Source organism: Agaricicola taiwanensis (genome assembly GCF_014635245.1).
Classification (GTDB): Bacteria; Pseudomonadota; Alphaproteobacteria; order Rhizobiales; family Methylopilaceae; genus Agaricicola; species Agaricicola taiwanensis.
In genome coordinates this window covers 205610-230784 of sequence record NZ_BMCP01000001.1, presented here as the reverse complement: position 1 = coordinate 230784, position 25175 = coordinate 205610, and the positions used below count along the sequence as shown (strand labels likewise).

24 protein-coding genes are annotated in these 25175 nt (G+C 62.5%); 15 read left to right on the top strand and 9 right to left on the bottom strand.

Translation table 11 applies throughout. The annotated features are described in order from the left end of the window. Positions 1-169 precede the first annotated feature (169 nt). The 3 genes from IEV58_RS01110 to IEV58_RS01100 are packed head-to-tail and all read right to left on the bottom strand — an operon-like array spanning position 170 to position 4705. Positions 170-2368, bottom strand: a complete 2199-nt coding sequence (locus tag IEV58_RS01110) for a sugar nucleotide-binding protein (RefSeq protein WP_188407833.1) — start codon at positions 2366-2368, stop codon at positions 170-172. Then, positions 2365-3519, bottom strand: coding sequence for a UDP-galactopyranose mutase (gene glf / locus IEV58_RS01105; protein WP_188407832.1), 1155 nt, complete (start codon positions 3517-3519; stop codon positions 2365-2367). Before glf ends, IEV58_RS01110 begins: the two co-directional genes overlap by 4 nt. Then, positions 3512-4705 carry a glycosyltransferase family 1 protein gene (locus IEV58_RS01100; RefSeq protein ID WP_188407831.1) on the bottom strand — a complete coding sequence of 398 codons (1194 nt, stop codon included), beginning with the start codon at positions 4703-4705 and terminating at the stop codon, positions 3512-3514. Before IEV58_RS01100 ends, glf begins: the two co-directional genes overlap by 8 nt. A 243-nt stretch (positions 4706-4948) precedes the next feature. Here IEV58_RS01100 and IEV58_RS01095 point away from each other — a divergent pair, with 243 nt between their 5' ends. The 8 genes from IEV58_RS01095 to egtD all read left to right on the top strand — a co-directional run bounded on the left by IEV58_RS01095 (position 4949) and on the right by egtD (position 13426). Beyond that, positions 4949-5944 (top strand): ATP-binding cassette domain-containing protein, encoded by a 996-nt coding sequence (locus tag IEV58_RS01095; RefSeq protein WP_188407830.1) that lies wholly within the window; start codon positions 4949-4951, stop codon positions 5942-5944. Beyond that, positions 5941-6744, top strand: coding sequence for an ABC transporter permease (locus IEV58_RS01090; protein WP_188407829.1), 804 nt, complete (start codon positions 5941-5943; stop codon positions 6742-6744). The genes IEV58_RS01095 and IEV58_RS01090 overlap by 4 nt, the downstream gene beginning before the upstream one ends. A gap of 155 nt (positions 6745-6899) precedes the next feature. After that, the gene (gene ugpB, locus IEV58_RS01085; RefSeq protein WP_188407828.1) at positions 6900-8225 is read left to right on the top strand and encodes a sn-glycerol-3-phosphate ABC transporter substrate-binding protein UgpB; all 1326 of its coding nucleotides are present in this window, start codon (positions 6900-6902) and stop codon (positions 8223-8225) included. Between the two features lie 58 nt (positions 8226-8283). After that, complete coding sequence (gene ugpA / locus IEV58_RS01080) at positions 8284-9171, top strand: sn-glycerol-3-phosphate ABC transporter permease UgpA (RefSeq protein ID WP_188407827.1); 888 nt, start codon at positions 8284-8286, stop codon at positions 9169-9171. A gap of 6 nt (positions 9172-9177) precedes the next feature. Next, the gene (gene ugpE / locus IEV58_RS01075) at positions 9178-10026 is read left to right on the top strand and encodes a sn-glycerol-3-phosphate ABC transporter permease UgpE (RefSeq protein WP_188407826.1); all 849 of its coding nucleotides are present in this window, start codon (positions 9178-9180) and stop codon (positions 10024-10026) included. A 10-nt stretch (positions 10027-10036) separates the two neighbouring features. Then, a complete protein-coding gene (gene ugpC / locus IEV58_RS01070; protein ID WP_188407825.1) occupies positions 10037-11086 on the top strand; it encodes a sn-glycerol-3-phosphate ABC transporter ATP-binding protein UgpC in 1050 nt (349 codons plus the stop codon). A gap of 103 nt (positions 11087-11189) precedes the next feature. Further along, complete coding sequence (gene egtB, locus IEV58_RS01065) at positions 11190-12467, top strand: ergothioneine biosynthesis protein EgtB (RefSeq protein ID WP_188407824.1); 1278 nt, start codon at positions 11190-11192, stop codon at positions 12465-12467. Positions 12468-12469: 2 nt separating this feature from the next. Beyond that, on the top strand, positions 12470-13426 hold the full coding sequence (gene egtD / locus IEV58_RS01060) for an L-histidine N(alpha)-methyltransferase (RefSeq protein WP_188409029.1): 957 nt from the start codon (positions 12470-12472) through the stop codon (positions 13424-13426). 36 nt (positions 13427-13462) lie between these two features. On the opposite strand, the gene IEV58_RS01055 is transcribed toward egtD, so the two are convergent. Further along, positions 13463-13759, bottom strand: coding sequence for a hypothetical protein (locus tag IEV58_RS01055; RefSeq protein WP_188407823.1), 297 nt, complete (start codon positions 13757-13759; stop codon positions 13463-13465). Positions 13760-13891: 132 nt separating this feature from the next. On the opposite strand from IEV58_RS01055, the gene IEV58_RS01050 reads away from it, so the two are divergent. After that, the gene (locus tag IEV58_RS01050) at positions 13892-15160 is read left to right on the top strand and encodes a DUF763 domain-containing protein (RefSeq protein ID WP_188407822.1); all 1269 of its coding nucleotides are present in this window, start codon (positions 13892-13894) and stop codon (positions 15158-15160) included. Here the strand turns inward: IEV58_RS01050 and IEV58_RS01045 are convergent. Further along, positions 15157-15957, bottom strand: a complete 801-nt coding sequence (locus IEV58_RS01045; RefSeq protein ID WP_188407821.1) for an IclR family transcriptional regulator — start codon at positions 15955-15957, stop codon at positions 15157-15159. The genes IEV58_RS01050 and IEV58_RS01045 overlap by 4 nt on opposite strands. A 214-nt stretch (positions 15958-16171) precedes the next feature. On the opposite strand from IEV58_RS01045, the gene IEV58_RS01040 reads away from it, so the two are divergent. The 6 genes from IEV58_RS01040 to IEV58_RS01015 are packed head-to-tail and all read left to right on the top strand — an operon-like array spanning position 16172 to position 21860. Continuing rightward, the gene (locus tag IEV58_RS01040; RefSeq protein ID WP_188407820.1) at positions 16172-17188 is read left to right on the top strand and encodes a tripartite tricarboxylate transporter substrate binding protein; all 1017 of its coding nucleotides are present in this window, start codon (positions 16172-16174) and stop codon (positions 17186-17188) included. 16 nt (positions 17189-17204) lie between these two features. Next, entirely contained in the window at positions 17205-18119 is a 915-nt protein-coding gene (locus tag IEV58_RS01035; protein ID WP_188407819.1) for an SMP-30/gluconolactonase/LRE family protein, read from the top strand. Positions 18120-18136: 17 nt separating this feature from the next. Further along, positions 18137-19546 (top strand): acyclic terpene utilization AtuA family protein, encoded by a 1410-nt coding sequence (locus IEV58_RS01030; RefSeq protein WP_188407818.1) that lies wholly within the window; start codon positions 18137-18139, stop codon positions 19544-19546. Beyond that, positions 19543-19851 (top strand): DUF4387 domain-containing protein, encoded by a 309-nt coding sequence (locus tag IEV58_RS01025; RefSeq protein WP_188407817.1) that lies wholly within the window; start codon positions 19543-19545, stop codon positions 19849-19851. The genes IEV58_RS01030 and IEV58_RS01025 overlap by 4 nt, the downstream gene beginning before the upstream one ends. A gap of 60 nt (positions 19852-19911) precedes the next feature. Beyond that, positions 19912-20355 (top strand): tripartite tricarboxylate transporter TctB family protein, encoded by a 444-nt coding sequence (locus IEV58_RS01020; RefSeq protein WP_188407816.1) that lies wholly within the window; start codon positions 19912-19914, stop codon positions 20353-20355. Next, a complete protein-coding gene (locus IEV58_RS01015; RefSeq protein ID WP_188407815.1) occupies positions 20355-21860 on the top strand; it encodes a tripartite tricarboxylate transporter permease in 1506 nt (501 codons plus the stop codon). Before IEV58_RS01020 ends, IEV58_RS01015 begins: the two co-directional genes overlap by 1 nt. 65 nt (positions 21861-21925) lie before the next feature. Here IEV58_RS01015 and IEV58_RS01010 read toward each other — a convergent pair whose 3' ends face one another. The 4 genes from IEV58_RS01010 to IEV58_RS00995 are packed head-to-tail and all read right to left on the bottom strand — an operon-like array spanning position 21926 to position 25169. Then, entirely contained in the window at positions 21926-22591 is a 666-nt protein-coding gene (locus IEV58_RS01010; protein ID WP_188407814.1) for an ATP-binding cassette domain-containing protein, read from the bottom strand. Next, complete coding sequence (locus IEV58_RS01005) at positions 22591-23337, bottom strand: ABC transporter ATP-binding protein (protein ID WP_188407813.1); 747 nt, start codon at positions 23335-23337, stop codon at positions 22591-22593. The genes IEV58_RS01010 and IEV58_RS01005 overlap by 1 nt, the downstream gene beginning before the upstream one ends. Continuing rightward, positions 23334-24263, bottom strand: a complete 930-nt coding sequence (locus tag IEV58_RS01000) for a branched-chain amino acid ABC transporter permease (RefSeq protein ID WP_188407812.1) — start codon at positions 24261-24263, stop codon at positions 23334-23336. The genes IEV58_RS01005 and IEV58_RS01000 overlap by 4 nt, the downstream gene beginning before the upstream one ends. Positions 24264-24269: 6 nt before the next feature. Next, positions 24270-25169, bottom strand: coding sequence for a branched-chain amino acid ABC transporter permease (locus IEV58_RS00995; RefSeq protein WP_188407811.1), 900 nt, complete (start codon positions 25167-25169; stop codon positions 24270-24272). Between the last annotated feature and the right edge of the window lie 6 nt (positions 25170-25175).

Below are 25175 nucleotides of genomic sequence, written 5' to 3'. Positions count from 1 at the left end.
CCGTGGCTGAAAGAAGATCCAACCGCCGGCCATCCGGTCGCCGATGGCTGGAGCACTCAAATCCGCCTAGGAAGAAGCTGTTGAAGATCCGCCTGTTCGGCATGGAGATCCTCCATCGGTCTCGCGGGCTATCTCGCCAGAATGCCCGTTGATTGTGCCATGGACGCGATCATGTCGTGGCAAAGACGTGATGTTCGGTGTGAGGTTCCACGGTCCGCAAGCGCCGCCCGACCTCACGGATGAAGCGCCCGAGCCCGCTCTCGAGCGTCGGCATGATCAGGCCGCGCTCGCTCGTCAGAGCGGTGCTACTGGCCGTCCTCGGCGGCAGCTCCGGCGAAAGCAGAAGCGGCTGAAGTCTCGCCCGTTCCGCCGCCTTCCTGATCAGGCCGTACCAGGAGGTTTCGCCACGATTGGTCACATGCCAGACGCCGTGTTCGCCGTCGATGAGGAGGTCGAGCACCGCATGTGTGAGATCCGGCAGGTAAGCTGGCGAGAGTCGCACCGTGTCGCTGAGTTGCAGGATCTTCCGGTCGGCCATGGCGCGAAGGTTCCGATAGACGGTGTTGCGCTCATCCCACGGGCCGAAGGATGCGCCGGTTCGGATGATCAGGGCGCCTGGATGCGCTGTCAGGACAAGACGCTCGCCCTCGGCTTTGCTTTCTCCATAGGTGCAGCTGGGATTGACCGGATCGCTTTCCCGGTAGGGGCGCCCGAGCGCGCCATCGAAAACGAGATCGGAGGAAAAGGTCAGGAGCGGAAGACCCGCGTCCGCACAGGCGCGGGCGAGGGCGGCGGGGCCGGTGGCGTTCTCCCGGAAACACAAGGAGCGTTGGCGCTCGGCCTCCGAAATCTGGCTAAAGCCGGCGGCGTTGACGACAGCCCAGGGGCGGTGGCGTCTCAACGTCATAGCGGCGGTGGCTGCATCCGCCATGTCCATGGCGCCATGATCAAGAGCAACGAACTCCAGGCCCCGATGGCGGGCGATCCGGATCAAGGCATCGCCCAGCATGGTGTTAGACCCCGTGATCAGGAGCTTCCGGACGGCTCCGGTTTCTTCCGACGGGTTGGCGCGGGCAACGCGATAGAAGCGGTCGTCACGGTGCCACCAGCCCGGGGTGTCGAGCACCGGGTGATCGATCGTCTCGCCCTGGGCGATCTGGGCTGCCGCCCGTCCCAGGGCTGTGATGCGAGGCTGCGGGCTGCGTATATCGAAGAGGCCCGGCTCGTAATGGCCTGCCTTCCGTGCCAAAAGACTGTTCCAGTCCTTGGCGCCGAAGGCGGCCCAGGTTGTGACGGCACGAACGTCGGCGCCCTCCCGTCGCAGTTTGCAGGCCGCGTCCCAGACTTCCGCCAGCCAACGCAGCTGCTCGTCGCGGCTGCAGCCGTGATGGACTTCAGTCACGGCAAGAGGCAGCCGATAACGTTCCCATGTTTCGCGCAGGCGTGCCTCCGGTCCTGTCGTGCCTGATGGCAGGTCCACACGCACCGCCTCCACATCCGCATAGCGGTGGCGCCCATTGCCGCTGCGGCGGCGGCTGGCGGGAAGGTGCTCGTGGTCGAGGTAGCGTTCGCTGGTGAGATAGTGATTGATGCCAAGCACGTCGGGCGGGCAGGGATCCTCGAAAAACCCCACGAGTTCGCTTTCCGCAATACCATTGTCCAGGAAATGGGAGAACCAGGGATGCTCGCGATCAACGCGACCGGTCAGCAGGTCGAAGGCCAGCCACCGACGGTTGTTCTCATAGTCCGCCTGATATTGCAGCTTCGGGGTGCTGAAGGTCTTCCCCAGATCTTCGGTCTGGATCAGCCGGGCATCAGGGATCACTTCGCGGATGGCTTTCATGGCGAGGACCACGCCTCGACATTGATTGATGAAGGCCCGCATGAAAGACCGCAGGTCTCGCCGGTGCGGGTACCAATACCCATAAAGGGCGCTGAAGCGGGCGGTCGTCAGCGGCTCATTCACCGGCGTGAAGTGGCGCACCCAGCTGTATCGCTCGGCGACCCTTCCCGCGTGCCGCGCGAGCAATTCAGGGAAGCCGGGATCGAGCAGACTGGTGTAGCGCGGGCCGCTGCCATGATGGATGAGGCCGAGAATGGGATCGAGGTTCAGCTCGCGCAGGCGGGCAAGCCGCGGATCATGCCAGCGAAAATCGGCCACATCGGGATCATCCGGCGACACGCGCTCCCACAACACCGGGTAGCGTAGCCGACGGAAGCCGAGGGCGGCCAAGGCATCCATGTCCTGCGGGCGGCGCTGATGGCCGGTCTCGACCAGCTGATCGCGCCAGCGATTCCTCAGCCGCGCCACGGTGCATTCCAGACCGCCCCACAGCTCCGGCGCTTCCGTGGAGCCGGTATCGCTCATGGAGCAGGCTGCAGCGTGTCGACAAGCGCGGGTCCGGGTTCACGAGCCGCCCGTCCGGAAACCTCGTTCTCGATCCGGCGGAACGCCGACAGTGCCTGCCCGACAACCTGATCCATGTTGTAGTAGCGATAGGTCGCCAGGCGCCCGACGAACCAGACATCGGGCGTCTCACGCGCCAGCGCGTCATACTGCTTGAACCGGGCCGCATTCTCTGGCCGCGGTACGGGGTAGTAGGGATCGCCCTCGTCGGACGGATGTTCGTAGGTAAGGCTGGTGCGCGGGTGCTTCTGGCCGGTCAAATGTTTGTATTCCGTCACGCGGGTGTAATCGCGCTCCTGCGGATAGTTCACCACGGCTACCGGCTGATGCCATTCCTTGTCCAGCGTGACATGCCGGAACTGAAGTGAGCGGTACGGCAGTTTGCCGAAGCGAAAGCCGAAATACTCGTCGATCGGCCCGGTGAAGATCAGCCGGCGGTATCGGATCTCGTTGCGGATCTCAGCAAAATCCGTCTGCAGCATGATCCGGATATTGGGGTGATCAAGCATGCGCTCGAACATCCGGGTGTAGCCGCCCGCCGGCATGAACTGGAATTCATCGCCGAAGTAACGGTCGTCGCGATTGGTCCGTGTGGGCACCCTGGCGGTTACCGATTTGTCCAGCTCGGAGGGGTCTACGCCCCATTGCTTGCGGGTGTATCCGCGGAAGAACTTCTCATAGAGCTCCCGGCCGACCCGGCTTACCACCACGTCTTCAGAGGTGCGGATGTCCTCCACCGGCTCGGCCCGCTCGGCAAACCATCGATCGAGCTCATCGGACGTCAGGTTCAGGCCATAGAGGCGGTTGATGGTGTCCAGATTGATTGGGATGGGCAGCAGCTGATCATCGACTTCCGCCAGGACGCGATGCTCGTATGGCCGCCAGCCGGTGAACTGCGAGAGATAATCGAATATCTGCTCGGAATTCGTATGGAAGATGTGCGGGCCATACTGGTGGATCAGAAGACCCGCGTCATCATAGCGGTCATAGGCATTTCCGCCGATGTGCGGCCGGCGGTCGATAAGCAGGACCTTGTCGCCGCGTTGGCTGGCGAGCCGTTCGGCCAGGACGCTGCCGGCAAAGCCGGCGCCGACGATGAGCCAGTCAAACATGGACCGCCTCCTGCAGCTGCACCCTTTTGCGTTCGACACGCGGCCGGACCGCCGCTTTTTCCATCTCCTGTGCCATGCCTTGCCAGGTGAGATCCCACGACATACCGGCCAGATGAGCGTCGACGCGCTTCAGCCAACCGTCCTTGGGGCGCGCCAGCAGATGTTCGGCTTTGGCAACGAACTCCTGGGGGTCAGCCGCGATTTCCACCAGGCCATCCTGACCATAGGGCCGGATCACATCGGTGATCGCGGTCGACACCACCGGCACGCCGGCCGCGAGAAACTCCGGCGTCTTGGTGGGGCTGATGAAGCGGGTGGATTCGTTGAGCGCGAAGGGCATGATGCCCACATCCCAGCCGGCTAGATAGGCGGGCAGTTCCTCGTAGCGTTTGCTGCCGAGCCAGTGCAGGTTGGCGCGTTGCGGAAGCGAAGCGGGGTCGATCTTGACGACTGGACCGATCATCATGAACTGCCAGTCCGGACGCAGTTCGGCAATCCGGCCCACAAGATCGATGTCCATGCGCTCATCGATCACGCCGAAGAAGCCGAGCCTCGGGCCCTCGATGCCATCCTGGTCCGCCAGCACCGGCACATCGTCCTGTCGTGCTCGGCCGAAGTGGGTTGCGTCTATGCTGCTGGGAAAGGCGTGAACATTGTGGTGGCGGCGACGCTTGGCCTCGAACAGGCTTTGGCCGCCGGTGAAAATCACCTGGGCGCGGCGGAAGAGTTCCCTCTCCATGGCGATCAGCCGAGGATGCGCGCCGCGGAAAGCGGAGAGCTCATCCATATTGTCATAGACGCAGAGGTCGGCGTTCAGGTGGCGGCTGAAGGGCAGCGCCATCGGCGTGTAGTACCAGAGCGTAATCCGATCGGCGTTGCCAATATCTGCGAGGAGTTCGTCGATCAGGCCACGCTGCAGGCGTGTGATCTGGGGCCCGTTCATGCCTGCGGGTAGAACCGGCACAGCGACGGTGACATTCTCGGGGGTCCGCTCAACGGCCAGATGAGGGTCGGCGCCCTCTTCGAAGATCGGCTCTTCCACGAAATAGACCGTCTGCTGCCGGGCGGCACGGCTTAAAAGATGCTGGGGCCGCTGGTAGACAAAGTTCCAGCGAAGGTGGGAGAAGCAGATCAATACATCTGCGGAAGGCCGGCCAAGACTGTTGGTGTCGTCGGTAACACGCATAGGATCACCCGCGTTCGGTTGCTGTTTTCGCAACAAGCTGTTTCATGAATGCCGTGAGGCCTGCGCTCTGCAGGTAAGCGACGGAGCCACCGTCGCAGGGCACAACCGACCGCGAGACAGTGTGGTTCCCGCCTAATTTTCGTCAAAATAGAGGCCGGCTCGGCACTCGATCCGAACCATGCTTGATCAAGGGACGTGGATCGCAGTAAGCGAGCAGCACCTCAGCCGAAGGTGGAACGCCCAATGGACGTGCAGACTGTGAATACGGATGTATCGTCACGACCCCTCGCCATCGAAGCGCGCGGCCTGGCAAAGGCCTATGGCGAGCTTCGTGCCGTCGACGGTATTGATCTTGCCGTGCCTGAGGGCATGATCTTCGCGATCCTCGGACCGAACGGCGCTGGCAAGACGACCCTGATGCGGATGTTGGCGACGCTTGCGGCGCCTGATGGCGGCAGCGCCAGGGTGATGGGACATGACCTCGCGACGGCGCCGCAGGCCGTGCGCGGCTCCATCGCCATGACCGGGCAGTTCGCCTCTCTGGATGAGGATCTGACGGGGCGGGAGAACCTCCTTCTGCTCGCGCGCCTCTGGGGCTTTCGCGGCCGGACCGCACGGCAGCGGGCCGACGAGCTTCTTGAGAGCTTCGATCTGACGGACGCGGCAAAGAAGCAGGTGAAATCCTATTCCGGCGGAATGCGCCGGCGGCTCGACATTGCCGCCTCGCTGGTGGTGACACCGGGAGTTCTCTTTCTCGATGAGCCGACGACCGGCCTTGATCCCAAGGCCCGCCAGAGCGTGTGGCGCATGATCCGGGAGCTTGCCGGCAGCGGGGTCACGATCCTTCTGACGACCCAATACCTTGAGGAAGCCGACCAACTGGCCGAGCGAATCGCCGTGATCGACCACGGACGGAAAATCGCCGAGGGCACCAGCCGGCAGCTGAAGGCGGCGACAGGCTCCGGATTTCTGCACGTCGCCCTGGCCGATCCGGCGCGGCTCGACGAGGCCGCCGGGATGCTTGAAGGCTGCCTGAGGGGCGTTGCCCAGCGCAGTGTCGAGGGCGCCGAGATCTCCATTGTTGCGCCCAGTCCCGCCGAGGCGAACAAAGCCCTGGCCGCACTCATCGCTGATGGCATCGAGCTCGCGGATTTCTCCATGGGAAGCCCAAGCCTTGATGAGGTCTTCTTCGCGCTTACGGGCGGCGAGCGGCGTGTTGCGGAGGAGGCGGGAGCATGAGCCAGCCCATCGAAGGCGGACTTCGGAAAGTCGAACGTCCGCCGGAGCCCTCGGCGCTGTCCAACGCGCTTGCCTTCGGCTGGCGCGCGGTTCTGAAGTTCCGGCATGTGCCCGAGCAACTGTTCGACCTCGTCATGACGCCGATCATGTTCACGCTGCTCTTCACCTTCGTGTTCGGCGGCGCGCTGGCCGGGTCGCCCGGCGAATATCTGCAGTTCTTCCTTCCCGGCATCCTGGTGCAGACGGTGTGCTTCAACGCCGTCTACTCCGGAATGAATCTCTCGACAGATCTCGGCAAAGGGCTGTTCGACCGGTTTCGCTCCCTGCCGATCTGGTCGCTTGCTCCCTTCGCCGGTCTGATGGTCGGCGATGTGCTTCGCCATCTGATCGCCGGGGGCATCATTCTCACCATCGGCCTCGTCCTCGGCTATCGGCCCGAGGCCGGCATCGCGGGGGTTGCAGGAGGCTTCCTGCTGCTTCTCGCCATCGGTTTCGGCATGGGATGGATCTTCATCGTGCTGGGGCTTCTCATCAGCACCCCGACCACGGTGATGACGCTGGGCTTTTCCTTCCTGTTTCCGCTGGTCTTCGCGTCCAACATCATGGTCGATCCCGTTACCATGCCGGCCTGGCTGCGCGCCTTCGTCGAAGTCAATCCGGTGTCGCTGATGGCGAGTGCCATTCGGGGGCTCATGAGCGGCAATGCGAGCCTGGGCGATGTGGGTTTGGCCCTTGTCGCACCGGCGGTGCTGACGCTTGTTCTGGCGCCGGTCACGCTCCGGCTCTACCGCCGCCAATGACGGCATGACCCGATTGGATTGGTTGCATCTGAACTCTCGACACAAGCTCCGGTAATGGACAGACTGTAGACGCTCGGCAGCGCGCCGGGCACCGTTGTTGAAGTGTCATAACGAAAAGATAGAGCACGCCACGTGACTCTGTCCCACCACAGCGGATGCAGGAGAGAAACGTGAGATTCCAGGGCCTTGCAGCGAGCGCTGCCGTTACATTCACATTGCTGTCGACCACATCCGCCTTCGCCGTCACCGAGATCTCCTGGTGGCACGCGATGACCGGCGCCAACAATGAGGTGGTCGAGACCCTTTCCAGGGAGTTCAACGAAAGCCAGTCGGACTACAAGGTGGTGCCGGTTTTCAAAGGCACCTATCCGGACACGCTGAACGCTGGCATTGCCGCCTTCCGCGCCAAGCAGCCGCCCCACATTATCCAGGTGTTCGACGTTGGCACCGGCGTGATGATGGGCGCGGAAGCGGCCATCAAGCCCGTCGCGGACATCCTCTCCATGGGCGGCACTGCCTTCGACAAGAGCCAATATCTGCCGGGCATCGTGGCCTATTACTCCAAGCCCGACGGCACCATGCTCTCCTTCCCCTATAATTCCTCCTCGCCGATCCTCTACTACAACAAGGACCTGTTTCAGAAGGCGGGGCTGGACCCGGAGACGCCCCCCAAGACCTGGCCGGAGGTGTTCGACGCCGCGCGCAAGGTGAAGGCGAGCGGCGCTTCGAACTGCGGCTATACCTCGACCTGGCTGACATGGATCGGCCTTGAGAACTTCGCCGCCTGGAACAACCAGCAATATGGCACCAAGCAGAACGGCCTCGGCGGGCTTGATGTGGAGCTCACCATCAACACGCCTGTGTTCGTGAAGCACTTCCAGAACATCGCCGATCTCGCCAAAGAAAATGTCTTCCGTTACGGCGGTCGCACATCCGAGGCAAAGCAGCTGTTCCTGTCGGGCGAATGCGCCATCATGACCGAATCCTCCGGAGGCCTCGGCGATGTAGTCAAATCGGGCATGAACTATGGACTCGGTCAGCTTCCCTATTATCCCGATGTCGAAGGCGCGCCGCAGAACACCACGCCCGGCGGTGCCAGCCTTTGGGTCATGGCGGGACATGACGAGGAGGAATATGAGGGCGTTGCCGCCTTCTTCTCCTTCCTGTCGCAAACCAAGATCCAGCAGCGCCTGCATGAAGTCTCGGGCTATCTTCCGGTGACCCTCGCGGCTTATGAAGCCACCAAGAAATCCGGCTTCTACGACAAGAACCCCGGCCGCGAGATCCCGATCCGACAGATGATGGGCAAGGAGCCGACGGACAATTCCCGCGGCGTGCGGCTCATCAACCTGCCGGCGGTGCGGGACATCCAGAACGAGGAGTTCGAAAAGATGCTCGCCGGCGAGCAGACGGCGCAGCAGGCACTCGACAATGCCGTAAAGCGCGGCAACGCGGCCATCGAGCAGGCAGTCAACCGCTGAGCGGCCCCACCGGCGCCGCGTTTCGAGGTGGCGCCGGCATGAACCTTAAAAGAGCACCTTGGCCCGTCCCCGCGTCACCTTCCCGAACAGGATCCTGCCCTATCTGCTGCTGGCGCCGCAGGTGGCGATCACGCTGGTGTTCTTCTACTGGCCGGCGAGCCAGGCGCTCTACACCTCTACCCTGCGCGAGGATGCTTTCGGCCTTGCGCAGGAATTTGTTGGGCTCGACAATTTCCGCCGGGTCCTCGGCGATCCGAACTACATCAATTCGCTGCAGGTCACGGGCATTTTCTCGGTGTTCACCGTGGCGGTTGCGCTGGGCCTCGGTCTCCTCTTCGCCGTCATGGCGGAGAAGCTGGTGCGCGGCCGCGGCTTCGTGCGCACGCTGATGATTTGGCCCTATGCGGTGGCGCCCGCCATCGCCGGCATGCTCTGGCTTTTCATGTTCAATCCGGCCATGGGCAGTTTCGCCTATATGGCGCGGACGGCCGGATACAACTGGGACCCGCTGCTCAACGGCTCACAGGCCATGATATTGGTCATCGCCGCGGCGGCCTGGAAGCAGATCAGCTACAACTTCCTCTTCTTCGTCGCAGGCCTGCAGGCCATTCCAAAGTCGCTGATCGAGGCAGCCGCCATCGATGGCGCCGGCGAGACGAAACGCTTCTGGACCATCATCTTCCCGCTGCTGGCGCCCACGACCTTTTTCCTGCTGGTGGTGAACACCGTCTATGCCTTCTTCGACACCTTCGGCATCATTCATGCCGTCACCGGCGGCGGGCCGGGCAAGGCGACGGAAACGCTGGTCTACAAGGTCTATAACGACGGCTTCGTGAACCTCAATTTCGGTCAATCCGCAGCGCAATCGGTCATCCTGATGGTGATCGTCATCGCCCTCACCGCCATCCAGTTCCGCTACGTGGAGCGAAAGGTGCACTATGGCTGAGGCGGCATGATCGAGAGATCCTTCGGCTCCCGCCTTTTCGCCTATGCCGTGCTGGCGGCCGCCATCCTCATCGTCGTCTTCCCCATCTATTACACCCTGGTCGCGTCCACCCATTCGCTGACGACCATCCTGAGGCCGCCGCTGCCGCTGACGCCGGGCCCCAACTTCTGGGAAAACTATTCCACCGCCCTGTTCGGCGGCATCGGGCGGATCGGCGGTGTCGGTGTCGAGCGGCTTCTCTTCAACACCTTCGTCATGGCCATGGCCATCGCGCTCGGCAAGATCGTGATCTCGATCCTCTCGGCCTATGCCATCGTCTTCTTCCGCTTCCCCTTCCGCATGGTCTTCTTCTGGCTCATCTTCATCACGCTGATGCTGCCGGTGGAGGTTCGCATCCTGCCGACCTACAAGGTCATGGTGGACCTCGGCCTGATCGACACCTACACGGGTCTGACCCTGCCGCTCATGGCCTCGGCCACGGCGACGCTCCTGTTCCGCCAGTTCTTCATGACCATCCCGGGTGAACTGGTGGAGGCGGCGCGGCTTGATGGCGCCGGCCCCTGGCGCTTCTTCAAGGACATCCTGCTGCCGCTGTCGCGCACCAACATCGCGGCGCTCTTCGTCATCCTCTTCATCTATGGGTGGACGCAGTATCTGTGGCCGCTGCTGATGACCAACCGCAACGACATGGGAACCGTCGTCATCGCGCTACGCAAGATGATCTCCTTCGCGGATGCGGACACGCAGTGGCACCTCGTCATGGTCACCTGCGTCCTGGCGATCCTGCCGCCGGTTCTGGTGGTGGTGCTCATGCAGCGCTGGTTCGTCAAAGGCCTCGTGGAGTCCGAAAAGTGAGCCAAAGCCCATGGCAACCCTGAACCTATCCGCCGTCCGCAAGCTCTACCCGAACGGGGCGGAAGCCGTGAAGGGTCTCACCTTCGACATCGCGGACGGCCAGCTTTGCGTGCTGGTCGGCCCTTCCGGCTGCGGCAAGTCCACGCTTCTGCGCATGATCGCGGGCCTTGAAAGCGTGACGGAAGGCGAGGTGCGCATCGACGGCGCGCGCGTCAACGACATCGGTCCGGCCGAGCGCGACATCGCCATGGTGTTCCAGAATTACGCGCTCTATCCGCATATGAAGGTCTACGACAACATGGCCTATGGCCTGCGCAACCGCGGCATGGGCAAGGGCGAGATCGACACCCGCGTGCGCGAGGCGGCGGCGCGGCTAGAACTTGCCCATCTTCTCGACCGGAAGCCCAGCGAACTCTCGGGCGGGCAGCGGCAGCGCGTCGCCATGGGACGCGCTATTGTTCGCGACCCCAAGGTCTTCCTGTTCGATGAGCCTCTTTCCAATCTCGATGCCAAGCTGCGCGGCCAGATGCGGGTGGAGATCAAGAACCTCCAGCGTTCGCTTGGCGTCACCTCGGTCTATGTCACCCACGACCAGCTTGAGGCCATGACGCTGGCCGATGTGCTGGTGGTGATGAACGCGGGCGAGATCGAACAGATCGGCGCGCCGCTCGATGTCTATGAGGCTCCCGCCTCCACCTTTGTCGCGAGCTTCATCGGCGCCCCCTCAATGAACCTGCTGCCTCTCGCCTCGGGCGCTTTCGCCGGTGTCCGGGGTGTTCCCGCCAATGCTGTCACGATCGGGTTTCGGCCCGAAGACGCCGAGGTGATAGTGGCGGCCGGGGCTTCAACGTCCGACCTGACCCTCGACGCCATCGTGGAAGCGGTGGAGCCGGTGGGTGCGGAGAGTTTCATCTATGCCAGGGCCGGCGGCGACCGCATCATCCTGCGCGTGGCCGGCCGCACTCAGGCCGCGCCTGATGATGCCTGGGTCATCCGTGTTCCCGCACACAAGATTCATGCCTTTGGAACGGACGGAAGGCGGCTTCAGGAGCGGATGTAATCGCGGCATCTCCCAAAAAATCGTCGCACGGCGGTTTCCGGACGGCCATCGCGCTCCACATAGGAAAGCTCGGAAACCTCCAGCTGTCAGAGGTTAGCTCTCCATGCATGGCTCGCTTACCGCTCCGCAGGCTTCTTCCTCCATCGATGTCCTTGACCTGTTCCGCTCCGTCCGGACGGCGAGCCGCGCGCTCGGCCGGCCGCTGTCGGATGCCGACGCGACGGTCCAGTCGATGCCTGACGCCAGCCCGGCAAAATGGCATCTGGCCCATACGACCTGGTTTTTCGAGACCATGGTCCTGGGCCAGCATCTCTCCGATCACCGCATTTTCGATCCAAGCTTCAATTTTCTCTTCAACTCCTACTATGAAAGCATCGGCGAGCGTCAGCCACGCCCAAAGCGCGGCATGATCACGCGGCCATCGCTGGACGAGATCTTCGACTATCGGGCTCATGTGGATGCTGCGGTGGAGCGGCTTCTCATGTCCGATCCGGCACCGGAGGTCATCACGCTCATCGAGCTTGGCTGCCACCACGAGCAGCAGCATCAGGAACTGCTTCTGACTGACATCCTGCACCTTTTCGCCCAGAGCCCGCTGCGGCCTGCCTATCGGGATCCCTCGCCGGTTGCCGTCAGCGCGGTTGATCAAGGTCCTGCCGGCTTTTCCGCCTTGGAGGGCGGCATCGTTGAGATCGGCTTTGACGGTCAGGGCTTTTCCTTTGATTGCGAGGGGCCGCGCCATCGTGCGCTGCTGGAGCCGTTTGAGCTTGCCGACCGGCTGGTAACCAATCGCGAGTGGATGGAATTCATGGCCGACGACGGCTATCGCAACCCGCTGCTCTGGCTTTCGGCCGGCTGGGCGACCGTGGGTGCGGAGGGCTGGACGGCACCGCTCTATTGGCGTGAGCGGGATGGGCAGTATTGGACGATGACGCTGCGCGGCGAGCAGCCGGTCGATCCGGATGCTCCCGTCACCCATGTCAGCTATTACGAGGCCGATGCCTTCGCCACCTGGGCGGGCCGGCGTCTGCCGAGCGAGTTCGAATGGGAGCACGCAGCGGCCGGAAAACCGCTGATCGGCAACTTTGCCGACAGCGATCGCCTGCGGCCACGCGCCGCCTCTCCCGAGGAAGCGGGCATTCGCCAGATGTACGGCGATGTCTGGGAGTGGACCCGCAGCGCCTTCCTGCCATACCCGCGCTTCAAGCCCGTTGAAGGCGCGGTGGGCGAATACAACGGCAAGTTCATGTCCGGTCAGTTCGTGCTGCGCGGAGGCTCCTGCGTCACCCCACCGGGACACATCCGCCCGACCTACCGCAATTTCTTCCCGCCCGATGCGCGCTGGCAGTTCTCCGGCCTGCGCCTGGCGGAGGATGCGTGACCATGCTGGAGGCGGTGGACGTCCAAATCCGGCAGCGCGACACATTCCTTCACGACGTGCTCACGGGGCTCTCCGGCCAGCCGAAAAGCCTGCCGAGCCGTTGGCTTTATGATGACAGGGGCTGCGAGCTCTTCGAAGACATTACGGCCCTCGAGGAATATTACCCGACCCGCACCGAGACGGCGATCCTGCGCAGCCACGCGGCCGACATGGCGGCTTTCTGCGGGGCCGGTCCGGTGCTGCTGGAGTATGGCGCCGGCGCCGCCGTCAAGACTGAGATCCTGATGGCGGCTCTGGAGGCCCCCAAGCTCTATGTGCCCATCGACATCGCCGCTGATTTTCTGACCCTCACGGCCCGCCGCTTTTCCGCGCGTTTTCCTGGGGTGGCGGTGCGGCCGGTCGCGGCCGATTTCACGCATGATTTCGACCTTCCCTCAGGTGTACCGACGGAAGGCCGCGTCGTCTTCTTTCCCGGCTCCACCATCGGCAATCTCGACGAACCCGAGACCGCTGCTTTCCTGTCCCGCATCCGCCGCCACACCGGTTCTGCCGGCAAGGCCTTGATCGGGGTCGATCTGAAGAAGGATCTCGACCTCCTTCACGCGGCCTATGACGACCGCGAAGGCGTCACCGCGGCCTTCAACCTCAACATCCTCGCGCGCATCAATCGCGAGCTTGGCGGCAATTTCACTCTCGATGCTTACGCCCATCAGGCGCGATGGAACGAGAAGGCTTCCGCCGTTGAAATGCATCTCGTCAGCCGGCAGGAGCAGGAGGCAAAGGTCGCCGGGCGGACCTTCCACTTCGCGCCCGGCGAGACGATCCACACCGAAAGTTCGCGGAAATATGAGCCGGCGGTGTTTTCGCAGATCGCGCGCAGGCACGGCTGGCGGGTGGAGACTGTGTGGACGGACCCCGCCCGGCTCTTTGCGGTGTTCGGCCTTCGATCCATCGCCTGATGTGATGACAACACGGCTTGCTGATCCCGCCGTCTTTTACCACTGATCGGGCTTTGTCTCGCCGACCATGGCGGCAATCCGCCCGAAGGACAGCGGTTCTCCGTCGGTTCGATTGTTCGTCACTCTCAGGAAGCGGATAGGAAATTTGATGGCGGCAAGATGGGCGGCCCTCAGTTCATCACGATGTTCGCTTTCCTTGCTGACGGCCCGTTCAGCCCCGTCAAGCACCTCATCGATCTCCTGTTGGGTCAGCAGGCCTTTTCCTCTCAGGGCCTCCAGAAGAGACGACATGGCCGTGAGAATGCCCTCAATCTGCAGGTTCGCCGTGTTCATACTTTCCTCCCGTGATCTGACGAAAGGAAAGATGCTCCGCAGCCACTTCGTTCCCGGCCCGCGGGCTGGACCGTAGCGGGACGAGCGCTCACGTGTTAAACATGTTCCTGTTTTGTACCTTTGGGAGCATTCATGGCCCGCCGCGCCGGCAGCGCCGATCTGCCTTTGCACAACGGCCGCGTTCCGTCATGGCTTGGACAGCGCATGACGAAGCTCGGCGCCGTGATCGCGCAGGCGATCGTGCATCACTATGGTCGTGATGAATTCCTGCGCCGGCTGTCGCATCCTTTCTGGTTTCAGTCCTTCGGCGCGGTTATGGGCATGGACTGGCATTCGTCAGGCATCACCACCAGCGTTGTCGGTGCCCTGAAGCGCGGCCTCGCGCCACTGTCGGGCGAGCTCGGCCTTCACGTCTGCGGCGGACGCGGCAGCCATTCACGGCGCACGCCGGATGAGCTTCGCTCGGTGGGTGAGCGGACGGGTCTCGATGGAGCGGCGCTGGGAAGGGCGAGCCGGCTTGTCGCCAAGGTGGACAGCGCTGCGGTCCAGGACGGCTTCGACCTCTATCTCCACGGCTTCATCCTCGCTGACGACGGCAAATGGGTGGTGATTCAGCAGGGCATGAACAGCACGAGCCGCTATGCCCGCCGCTATCACTGGCTGTCGGAGGATCTGAACAGCTTCGTCGAGGCGCCACATGCGGCGATCGAGGGCAGGAACCAGGGCAACATCGTCAATCTGACCGACCACCGCGCCGCCGCCTCACGGAAGGGCCAGCTGGATCTCCTGAGGGAGATTGGCCCGGACCGCATCGCCCATGAGGTGGGTGTGCTGCAGGGCAAGGCTTCAAAGCCGGCACAGCCTGATGCACCGCTGCTGCCGCATCTCGTGATGCCCGAGCATCATGACGTGCGCCCGAAGGACGTGATGATCCGGCGCCTGCACGGTGCACTTGCCGCGGCGGCCGAGAGTGCGCCACAGGATTTTGCCGAACTTCTGCTCGTTCCCGGCGTCGGCGCCCGCACCGTGCAATCCCTGGCCATGGTGGCTGAAGTCGTCCACGGCGCCCCTTGCCGCTTCGCCGATCCCGCCCGCTTCTCGCTTTCTCACGGCGGCAAGGACCGGCAACCGTTCCCGGTGCCGACCAAGGTCTACGACCAGACCATCGCGGTGCTGAAGTCTGCCGTCGGCGAGGCAAGGCTCGGCAATGATGAAAAGCTCGACGCGATCCGACGGCTCGATGAACAGTCCCGCCGCCTGGAGAGCCATGTGAGCGGTCCGAGCCTGCCTCAGTTCATCGAGAACGAGCGCCAGCGGTCCCATGAATACGGCGGCCGCAGCGTCTTCGGCTGGGAGACGGAGCTCGCGGCGGACGTTCGTCGATCGAATGACGCCGTTTAGGAGGCCACTTCTCCGGTCATGGTTCTTTCCAGCGAAGCGCTGATAGTTGTTGCTGCCTCAGTCAATATAACAATCTGGCGTCTGGCTTCCGCCTCATCGGAGGTATCGCCGGGAGTCGACAAGCCCAAGGCGCCCACGAGAATACCGGATCTACCAAGAACCGGAACGGACGTTACGTAGAATCCAGGCTTTGTCTCGCCATAACTGATGGCAAATCCGGACGCCCGGATTCTGCGCAGCTTGTCTGTCATCTCGATCAATTGTGGTTCTGACAGCGCAATGGAGCGGGCGGAACGGAAATGTTCCATTATCCGGGCCAGTACCGAGGATTTTTCGTATGCCAGAAGAATGCTGCTGTTCGCGCCAAGGTGAAGTGGGCGAACTTGCCCGTCTTTGATAACGGACTCGTCGACACCCGAAGGCTGACGGCGCACGAGGACCAAACGTTCAAATCCGTACCGGATGGAGAAATAGGCCACGCTGTCAGGACCAGTTTCGAGCTCGTCCATGACCGGCCTCACGGCATCGATGACACTTGAATATTTCTTCTCCAGCACGCGCCCCAGGTAATAGAGTTTGGGCCCCAAGTGATAGCTGCCTGTATCCTCATTAAAGTACATCAAGCCAGATGCCTCGAGACTTCCGACGTAGCGAAGAATACGGCTCTTGTTGATGCCAGTCCTGTGATGAATGTCCTTGAGTTGAAGCTCGTTGGTGGAGCGGAAGCAATCGAGGATCATCACGGCGGTCATCAGCGCGTTGACGTGACGTTCGCTCTCCTTCGGGCGCCTTCGCATTCACTTCTCCTGTAGCCGCGCTCATGGGCGGGTGTTGCATGCCCAAAGCGACGAAATTCTACGTATCAGAAAAAATAGGCTCAGACGAAGCCGTTGGCTGCCTTGACGCTGTGCCCGGTGTGGTGGAGCATGAAGGCATAGGTGAAGAAAATTCAAACGTATTCAAAGTAAAGACGCGAACATACGCGCTTTCATAGCAATATAGGGATGAAAGATGAAAAAACCTGCTGGTAAAGCTGGCGGCTCGACACGTCGTGCTTTCGGTACAATGTCGCTCCTTGGCGCTGCGGCGCTCGCGTTCTTCGCGACGTCCGCTTCAGCGGAATGGCAGCCGACAAAGAACGTCGAGCTGTTGGTCGGCGCTGGCCCTGGCGGAGGAAATGACCGTATCGCGCGTGCCCTCCAGCAGGTCATGCAGGACAAGAAGCTCGTGCCAACTCCGGTTGTGGTCATGAACAAGCCCGGTGCGGGTGGCACCGTGGCCCTCGGCTATCTTAATCAGCACGCGGGGGACGGCCATTACCTGATGGTGCAGAACCCGGCGATGGTCACTAATTCCATGCTCGGCGTCGGGACAGCCACGTACAGTGATGCGACACCCGTCGCGCAGTTGATGGCCGATTACATCGTGCTCATCGGCCGCAAGGGCCTGGCGCATGAAACCGGAAGTGATGTCTTCAAGGCGTTGAAGGCCGATCCCAAGAGCCTCAGCATCGCGGTGGCACCCGGACTTGGCACCGGGCCTCATATGGCGGTCGCCCTTCTGGCCCAGACGGCGGGTGTGGAGCCCTCGGCGCTGCATGTCATTCCCTTTGCAAGCGCCTCAGAGGCGATCACAGCGATCCTCGGCGGACAGATTGATCTGATGCCTTCGACAGGCGGCAATGTGCAGGGCAACATTGAGGCCGGCAGCATCAAAGGATACGGCATTACGGCGCCCCAGCGCATGTCCGGTGTCCTGTCCGACATCCCCACCTTCCGAGAGCAGGGTATCGATGTCGTGTTCAACAATTGGCGTGCCGTCATTGGCCCGAAGAACCTGCCGGCCGATCAGCTCGCCTATTGGGAAGGTGTCTTCGAGAAGGTGAATAGCGATCCTGAATGGCAGAAGATCGCCACACAATCCTTCCTTGTGCCCGATTATCACGGCAGCGCCGAATTTGGCGCCTTTCTCGAAGCCGAAGCGAAGGAGTCGAAGGACCTTCTGACCGGCTTGGGCCTAATCAAGTAACCGGACAGAGGCAGTCATGTATGCAGTTCCTGAAAACATTCAGACGCGCGTTTTCGCGCGTCTCCCCGATGCGCTTCGCATCACTGATCGCAAGACCAGTTGGGTAGAGGCCCGCCAGCATGTCCGTCCGCATTCCTTTCTGGAAGGCCCCTCAATCGACCGCAACGGCAACCTTTACTGCACCGATATCCCATACGGCCGTATCTTCAAGGTCACCCCGGATGGCACGTTCCACCTCGTTACGGAATACGACGGTGAACCCAATGGCCTGAAGATCCACCAGGATGGCCGACTTTTCGTCACAGACCACAAGCGCGGCATCATCGCGGTCGATCCGGATACGGGGGCTATCACGCCCATCATGGAGCGCGCTTATTCGGAAGGATTCCGGGGCGTCAACGATCTGTGCTTTGCCCGCAATGGCGATCTTTACTTCACCGATCAAGGTCAAACCGGTCTCCAGGATCCCAGCGGCAAAGTCTACAAGCTGCACAACGACGGCCGCCTCAGCTGCCTCATAAGCGGGATTCCCAGCCCCAACGGCTTGGTGCTGAATCGCGAGGAGACGATGCTGTTCGTCAATGTGACGCGAGCCAACGCCGTGTGGCGTTTGCCACTCCTGCCTCATGATCGCGTGGCCAAAGCCGGGGTGTTTCTGAATTTATCCGGCGGCTTGTCGGGTCCTGATGGAATCGCCGTCGATGCCGAGGGCAATGTGGCTGTGGCTCACACGGGACTGGGTACCATCTGGCTGTTCAGCCGTCTCGGCGAGCCGCTTTACCGCGTGCGTTCCTGTGCTGGTCTGAAGACCACGAACATCGCTTACGGCGGACCCGACAACAAAACGCTCTTCATTACCGAGTCGGAGAGCGGCTCGATCCTTGCTGCCGACATGCCGGTGGCAGGGCATCCCATGTACTCACACACATAGAAAACAACGGATCAGCGATGTCCCATCCTGAAGATGAGGTGAGAGTTGTCTCGCCATCAAGCGTCTGTGGTGCCGGTTTCAGTGAAGCTTCCTTCGAGCGTGCGCTCAGCCTCAAGCCTCATTTCATTGGCTGCGACGGCGGGTCGACGGACCCCGGTCCCAACTATCTTGGCACCGGGAAGACCGTCTTCACCCGGGCGGCCATCAAGCGCGATCTGCGGCTCATGCTGCTTGGTGCGCGCCGCAACAACATCCCCCTCCTGATCGGCACCGCTGGCACGGCTGGCGGCAAGGCAAATCTGGATGGGGTCTATGAGATCCTTCAGGAGATTGCCGAAGAGGAGGGTCTCAGTTTTCGCCTCGCGTTGATCCACTCAGAGCAAGACAAGGAGTTCCTCAAGGCCAAGTTCCGCGACGGTAGGATTGTGCCCCTGAAGCCGGCGCCGCATTTCGATGAGGCGGTGATCGATCGCAGCGCGCATATCGTTGGTATGATGGGCGCGGAACCGTTCCAGAAGGCTCTTGATGCCGGTGCCGACGTGGTGTTGGCCGGGCGCGCCAGTGACACGGCGATCTTTGCCTCCTTCGCGATGCGGGCGGGTATTCCGCCAGCGGTGGCCTGGCATGCCGCAAAAATCCTCGAGTGCGGCGCCGCCGCTGTCACTCAGCGCAAGACGCCCGACTGCATGTTCGCCTGGATGCGCAAGGACCACTTTGTCGTCGAGGCCATGGATCCGGAACTTCGTTGCACCCCGCAAAGCATCGCCTCGCACGCGCTCTATGAGAACGCCGATCCGTTCCGCCTGGTGGAGTGCTCAGGGACCCTCGACTTGACCCATGCCCGTTACGAGCAGGTGAGCGATGTCGCCGTGAAGGTGACGGACAGCGCTTTTGAACACGCCGAGACATATACCGTGAAGCTCGAGGGTGCCGAACTCGTAGGTTATCAGAGTGTCCTGATCGGCTCGGTCCGCGATCCATACATCATCCGTCAGATCGACGATTGGCTGGCGCGCCTGCGCGTCAAGATCGACGCTCGTGTGCAGCAGGTGCTGAGCGCCAAGGGCGTGGCCGCAGACTACACTCTCAATGTGCGCGTCTATGGCAAGAACGGAACCATGGGCAGTCTGGAGCCGGTAGATCAGATCGCATCGCACGAAATCTGCCTTCTGTTTGAGGCGACGGCTCCCAGCCAGGATCTCGCCAATACGATCGGCAGCATTATCAGGCATCAGGCGCTGCATCTGCCGATTCCGGAGTGGAGCGGGCTGATCACCTCCATTGCCTGCCCTTACAGCTATTTGGAACGTGGTGCCGTCTACCGCTTCAACGTCAACCATGTGGTCCAGCCTACCGATCCCTACGAGATGTTCCCCATGGACATCGTTGAGATCGATGGCACCCGCCAGCGCAGGAGCGTCGCATGACCACCCTTGCTGAACTCGCTCGCCTCATCCGCAGCAAGAATGCCGGTCCGTTTCAGCTTACCTTCGACATCATGTTCGACGAGGTCGCGCAGTATGAGCGGGCACGGGATTCCGGGGCCTTCACCCGCGAGCACATGGCCGACCTGTTCCATCAGCCACCCGCTGACGTCGACATCTACTTCTGCGAACACGCCCGGGCGGTGAAGATCTCGATGCCCCGTCCCTGTTCACAGGGTGATCTTGAGGACAGCGACAGCCATGGCGGGCAGCAATACGCTCCCTTGATGGATATCGAAATCGCCTGACATTGAATGCTGGCGGAGCGGTGGAGGACAACGCCGCCCGCCAGCGGGAGGATCTTGCCTATGAGACTGACCAGAGACCTCTTGTCGGGCCTGTTCTTCGCCTTTTTCGGCGTCGGACTGGCTTTGATCGCGCGCCAGTATCCGCTCGGCACGGCGGCTCAGATGGGTCCAGGGTACTTTCCCTTCGGCCTTGGCGTGGCAATCGCGCTGATTGGCTGCGTCCTCGTTGCCCGGGAGGCCATGAAGCCCAGTGAGGAAGACGAGGGGATCCACTGGGAGATCAAGCCGCTGGCTCTCATCCTCGCGGCCATCGCCGCTTTCGGTCTCTTGATCGAGTCCGCGGGTGTGGTGCTTGCACTGGTTGTGATGACCTTCATCGCCCGCCTGTGCGAGCCAAAGTGGCGCCCGCTCGACCTTGCCATTCTGACGGTGGTGCTGATCGCCATCGCGCTCGGCGTTTTTGTCTACGGTCTGCGCATCCCACTTCCCATGGGGCCGTTCTGATGGATCTCTTCAGCAATCTCGCCCTTGGCTTCGGAACGGCGCTCTCGCTCAACAACCTTCTCGCCTGCCTTGCCGGTGTAACGCTCGGCACCTTCATCGGCATCCTGCCTGGCGTCGGCCCGCTCGTCACCATCGCCGTGCTGCTGCCCTTGACCTATGGCCTTCCGCCGGATGCCGCCATCATCATGCTGTCGGGCATCTATTACGGGGCGGCATATGGAGGATCGACGACGGCGATCCTGCTCAATCTTCCCGGGGAATCCTCGGCAGCTGTCACCTGCATCGATGGATACCAGATGGCACGGCAGGGGCGCGCAGGACCCGCCCTCGCGATCGCGGCCATAGGCTCACTGGTTGCCGGCACAATCGGCACGCTTCTGATCGCGGTGCTCGGCCCATGGCTTGCCAATCTGGCTCTCCAGCTCGGCAGCGCCGAGTATTTCTCGTTGATGCTGATGTCCATCGTGGCAGCAGCAGCGCTGGTTCACGGTTCCTTGCTGAAGGGCTTTGGAATGGCGCTCGTGGGTATTGCGTTCGGGCTTGCCGGCACGGATGTCAATTCCGGCATCATGCGTTTCACCTTTGGTGTTCCGGATTTGGCGGAAGGTATCGACTTCGTCATCGTCGCCATGGGGCTTTTCGCTTTCCCCGAGATCATCAGCAATCTTGGCCAGACGCTCAACCGTGAGGTCTTCACAAGCAAGGTCCACGGTCTGATGCCGACCAAAGCCGATCTCAAGGCATCTTGGAAATCCATTCTGCGTGGCACCGGCGTTGGCTCCGTCTTCGGCATTCTTCCCGGTGCGGGCCAGACCGTCTCGTCGTTCGCGGCTTATATGGTGGAAAAACGCGTGGTGCGCGATCCATCACGCATGGGCAAGGGCGCGATCGAGGGGGTCGCTGCGCCGGAAGCGGCCAATAACGCCGCCGCTCAGACAGCCTTCATTCCGACGCTCACACTGGGTATCCCGGGTAGCGCCGTGATGGCTCTGATCCTGGGAGCTCTGGTGATCCAGGGCATCAATCCGGGGCCCCAGGTCATGGTTCAGCATCCGGCGTTGTTCTGGGGGCTGATCTGCAGCATGTGGATCGGCAATGTCTTGTTGGTGGCGCTCAACCTGCCGTTGGTCGGCCTCTGGGTGACGCTCCTCAAGGTGCCATATCGTTGGCTTTATCCAGCGATCCTCATGTTCTCGTGCATTGGCATCTACACGCTGGCGAACAGCACGCTCGACATCGGCTTCGCGGTGATGTTCGGCCTGATCGGCTATGTTTTCCTAAAGCTGCGATGTGAACCAGCTCCATTCATTCTCGGCTTCATTCTAGGTCCGTTGATGGAGGTCAACTTCCGGCGAACGCTTCTTTTGTCGTTCGGAGATCCATCGGTTTTCGTGACACGCCCCATCAGTGCGATCTTCCTGACGCTCGCGGTCCTGATTGTCATTTCTCTGATCGTTCCGAGTGTTCGCCGGCGCAAGGAAGAGGCGGTCGAGGCGGAAGGATGATGGAGGGGCGACGTATGGGTGTCACCTGCACGGGTTCTGGCCGCCTCTGGGCAACGATGAGGTGCTCATCCTCCTTCAGCTGACGTTATGCTGCCGCGCTCGATCCGCAGCGTCCTGTCCGCGACCGCGTCGAGAAGGTGGGGGCTGGATTCGGTGATGAGCAGCGTCAGATCCTGCTTCTGCTCGCGCAACCGTCCGAGTGTGCGCGTGTAATCGAGCGCCAGCGCGGGTGCCAGTCCCTGGAATGGTTCGTCCAGTAGCAGCAGGCTGCGCGCCACCATCAGCGCCCGGCCGAGCGCCACCATCTTTCCCTGTCCGCCGGAGACGCCCCCTCCCGGGCGGCTCTTGAGAGCCTGGAGTTCAGGCAGGAGCGTGTAGACGTCCTCCAGCCGTTGACGGCGCTCGTCGGCCGGCAACTTCAGGGCGAGCGCCGGCAGAAGGATGTTCTCCTCCACGGAGAAGCTCGGGATCAGACGACGATCCTCCGGCGCATAGCCGATGCCGTGAGCGGCGCGGTGATGGCTCGGAATCGCGGCAAGGTCGGTGTCGCCGAGCCGGATTTTGCCACCTTGCAGCGGCAGGAGGCCCATCACCGTGCGCAGCGTCGTTGTTTTGCCGGCGCCGTTGCGGCCGATAAGAACCGTGGCCTTGCCCGGCTCCAGCGCGAGCGAGAGGTCGCGCAGAACCTGAACGCCTTCGATGTCCACCCGAACGGATTGCATCTTGAGCATCAGGCCACTCCCACCACATTCTGCAGGACGCGGGGATCCTTCAACACGATGTCGGGCTTGCCGTCGGCCATGACCCGGCCTTGATCCCAGACCACCACCCGATCGGCGTAGCGCTCGACCACCTCCATGTCGTGCTCCACGAAAAGCGCCGTCACCCTGGCCTGCCGAAGAGCCGTCATGAGCGTCTCCATCAGGCCAAAGCGCTCAATGGCGCTGACGCCGCTGGTCGGCTCATCGAGCAGCAGAAGCCGCGGTTTCAGCGCAAAGGCGATGGCGATGTCCGCAAGCTTGCGCAGACCTTCGGGAAGCGTTGCCGCGGACTGCTCCGCGACATCCTCAAGCCCCACCATGGACAAGAGCTGCATCGCCTCGTCGCGATGGGTCCTGCGGTCGAGCGGACGGAAAGCGTCCCAGATGCCGCGCCGCGCCGCGACGGCAAGCATCAGGTTGTCGATCAGCCGTTGATCGGTGAAGAGCTGGGGGATCTGAAAGGCACGCGCTATGCCCTGGCGCGCGATGGTGCGCGGCGCAAGGCGGGTGATCGGCCGTCCGTCCAAAAAGACCTCTCCCGCGAGGGGGCGGATATAGCCCGTGCACAGATTAAGGAAGGTGGTCTTGCCCGAGCCGTTGGGACCGATGATCGCCAGGAATTCGCCTTCGGCGATCTCCAGGTTCACGCCGTCGGCGGCTTTCACTCCCGCGAAGGCCACCTGGAGGTTCTCCGCCTTCAGAAGCGGTGTCGTCACGGCGAGGTCCTCCTGCGCGTCTCCATCAGACCGTAAAGGCCGCGGGGAAGGAAGAAGATGACGCCGATGAGCGCGAGGCCGATGATCAGGTTCCAGGCATCGGCCGCGAAGCCGACGGCAAGGGTCTGCACCACTTCCAGGAAGATAGATCCCGCGAAGGGACCGACAACGCCGCCGATGCCGCCGAGAACGGCGACCAGCACAATGTGGCCCGACTCGGTCCAGAAGGCGAACTCCGGCACCACATGGCCGATGGCCATGGCGGCGATGGCGCCGCCGAGGCCCGCCAGGGTTGCTGACAGCGTATAGGCCACCAGCAGAACGCTCCAGGCCGAGACGCCGAGATATTCAAGCCGCACCTCGTTGGTGTGGATCGCCGAGAGCGCTGCACCGAGGGGGCTCTTCAGGTAACGGTGAACTGCGAAACCGACGAGACCGGCCAAGAGGAGACCACCATAGTAGAGGACGTCGGCGAAGACCGGTCGCGCCAGCGCCATGCCGAAAACGCTCGGCGTCGCAACGCGGATGCCGTCCGTGCCGCCGGTCACGCCGTAGAGCTTGGCCAGCAGCGAGAAGAGCACCATGGAAACGGCGAGATTGAGCATGGCGAAGAAGATGGCCCGGTAGCGCACAAGGAAGGCGCCGAACAGAAGGCCAGAGAGCGCCGAGATGAGCGTGGAGGCCACGATCAGGGTGGCGAAGTCGGTGACGGCGAGATCACGCATCAGGAACGCGGTGGCATAGGCGCCGATGGCGAAGAACATGGCGTGCCCGATGGAGATGAGCCCGGCGCGCAGGAGAACCGCGACGCCCAGCGCGGCCAGTCCCTTGGCGAGCGCGATGGTCAGCGTGAACTGAAGCCAGGGAACGGCGAGCGGCAGCACCGCCATGACAGCGAGACCGGCGAGGAGGAGCAGAAGCGGCATGCGGGTTCAGATCCTGCGCGTCGTCACGCTGCCGAACAGCCCATAGGGTCGGATCAGAAGCACGACGAGCATGACGAGATAGGGGGCGACGGCGTCGAGGGCGGGGGCATAGTAGATCGCGAGGACACGGGCGAGCCCGACGATGACAGCGGCGATCGCCGCGCCCTCGATCTGGCCGAGTCCGCCGATGGCCGCGACCGCGAAGGCGAGGACCACCGTCTCGGCGCCAAGGCCCGGGGCGACGCCGGAGGTGGGCGTGGCCAGCGCGCCGCCGAGGGCGGCGAGAAAGACGCCGAGCGCGAAGGCCATTATGAAGACGCGATTGGTGTCGATCCCCAGCGTCTGCGAGACCTCGCGATCGGCCACCACGGCTGCCAGGAACTTGCCGTGCCGCGTGTGGCGGATCAGGAGCCGAAGGCCGATGATGACAACGGCGGCCAGGCCGATCAGGAGAAGCTGATAGTTGAGATAGACGATGCCGCCGATCTCGGTAATGCCGAGAAGGGCCATGGGCGTGTCTTCATAGAGCGACTGGACACCGAAGACCATGCGCTGCAGGTCTTCCAGGATCAGGAAGAGGCCGAAGGTGACGAGAATCTGGACGGCTTCGCTCTTGCCATAGGTCCAGCGCACCAGCGTGCGTTCCACCAGCGGCCCGAAGAGAGCGGCAACCAGCGCGGCGCTGAGGAGAAGGGCGGGAAAGGTCAGGTAGGGGCTGAAGCCCGACGACACGATCCAAAGCCCGATCGAAGCGGCCGCATAGGCGCCGATCGAATAGAAGCTGCCGTGGGCGACGTTCAATATGCGAAGGACGCTGAAAACGAGAGTGAGACCCACGGCCACGAAGAAGATCAGGGCCGCGTTCGCCAAGCCGTCGACGAGGAGAGGAACGAGGGACTGCAGCATGGGCGG